Origin of the sequence: Porticoccus sp., from assembly GCA_023261185.1 — a bacterium.
GTDB lineage: Bacteria > Pseudomonadota > Gammaproteobacteria > Pseudomonadales > Porticoccaceae > Porticoccus > Porticoccus litoralis.
Window position 1 is genome coordinate 1 of the sequence record JALRJN010000051.1, and the last position, 1975, is coordinate 1975.

At 52.8% G+C, this 1975-nt stretch carries 1 protein-coding gene and 1 pseudogene; both read left to right on the top strand.

What is annotated here, in order from left to right; genetic code table 11:
- Positions 1–427 (top strand): annotated as a pseudogene (locus ACYZYZ_RS04715) (hypothetical protein); the annotation flags it as partial.
- A gap of 110 nt (positions 428–537) precedes the next feature.
- The coding region (rpoD, locus tag ACYZYZ_RS04720) for an RNA polymerase sigma factor RpoD (RefSeq protein WP_461483444.1) at positions 538–1975 on the top strand (1438 nt) is incomplete at its 3' end.

Here is a 1975-nt window from a genome sequence, read left to right on the forward strand (position 1 = left end):
TGCTCTTCCGATCTTGCAAAAGCTCGATGACGAGGGCATTGAAATTCTGTTGCCCCTTGTGGAACTGCTCCTTGAAAACCCCAATTACAGCCTCAATCATATCCTTGGGTACTGGCGTGGTGTGCACAGCGCTGACCAGGCAGAAACCCTGGCTAAAATTGCCGCCACGGACCTGCTGCGCCCCGTAGCCAACAGCGAACGGGACAATCAGCGCGAATTCATCGATAGTCAGGATCGACTGTTGAGGAAAACACTGGCACAACTGGCTCCAGCTGAACTTCTCCGCCACCTGGCTGACAAAGAGGCTGTTGATGAACATGACCTGAAACACCTGAACAACGCATGGCTCAAACTCTCTGCAGAGCAGCGCACGTTGGAGACAAAAGAGTTATTTAATCAAATACTTGGAAAACCCAGAGCGCAATAGCTGAAGACCGGAAAGAACGGCATTTTTTACCAAAACAGGTAACACAAACGCAGCTTCTTCCGGTATAATCCCGCGCTTAATTTTGCCCCCGGAATAACAGCAGATCATATATGAGTGGTACCGCACAGCAACAATCACGTATCAAGGAACTGATCGCCAGAGGCCGTGAACAGGGCTATCTGACCTACGCAGAGGTGAACGATCACCTACCGGAAGATATTTCTGATCCCGATCAGGTCGAAGACATTATTCAAATGATCAACGACATGGGCATCAGTGTTTTTGAGACCGCGCCCGATGCCGAACAACTGCTGATCACCTCCGGCGACTCCACTACTGACGAAATTGCTGCTGCAGAGGCAGCGGCTGCCCTGGCTGCGGTTGAGACCGAACAGCATCGCACCACAGACCCAGTACGCATGTACATGCGGGAAATGGGTTCCGTCGAACTGCTAACTCGCGAAGGCGAGATTGAGATCGCCAAGCGCATTGAGGAAGGCGTTCGTGAACTGATGGCAGCATTGGCTGAATGGCCCACCACAGTTGACCACATTCTCTCCGAATACGATCTCATCGAAAGCGAACAGCGCAAACTCAGCGATGTACTGATCGGCTACCTCGATCCCATGGAACACGTGCCTTCGGCACTGGCCCAGGCTGAGGCTGCGAAGAGCCGGGAAGAGGAAAAAGCTCGCCAGGCTAACGATGACGAGCAAGACGAAGATGACGATGACGACGACAGCGATGAGGCTGAAGACGATTCAGGCCTCGACCCAGTGGAAGCCAAAGAGCGCTTTGACACCCTTCGTAAACTGAATGAAAAAGCCAAAAAGGCCATCAACAAATATGGCTTGGGACACAAAAACAGCCAAGCACCGATGCTTGCACTGAGTGAGCACTTCAAATACCTGAAGCTTGCTCCCCGGCAGTTTGATCCCATGACCGACGTGGTACGCGATGCTCTGGTGGCCATTCGAAACGAAGAACGCGCCATCATGACACTCTGCGTGCGTCAGGCAAAAATGCCCCGTACCGATTTCATCCGGACATTCCCCGGCCATGAAACCGACGAAAAATGGATTACCAGCCTGCTGAAGTCCAAAGAACCCTATGCCAAAGCCCTGGATGAACTCAAGGCAGACATCCAGCGCAGCCAGCGCCGCTTGAGACAGATCGAGGAAAACTCCGGCCTACAAGTGGGACAGATCAAGGACATCAATCGCCGCATGTCTATCGGCGAAGCCAAAGCACGGCGCGCGAAGAAAGAAATGGTGGAGGCCAACCTGCGCCTGGTGATTTCTATTGCCAAAAAATACACCAACCGTGGCCTGCAATTCCTCGACCTGATCCAGGAAGGCAATATTGGCCTGATGAAAGCCGTCGATAAATTTGAGTACCGTCGCGGCTACAAATTCTCCACCTATGCGACCTGGTGGATTCGCCAGGCCATCACCCGCTCCATTGCCGACCAAGCACGCACCATCCGTATTCCCGTGCACATGATTGAGACCATCAACAAGCTCAACCGTATTTCCCGGCAGATGCTTC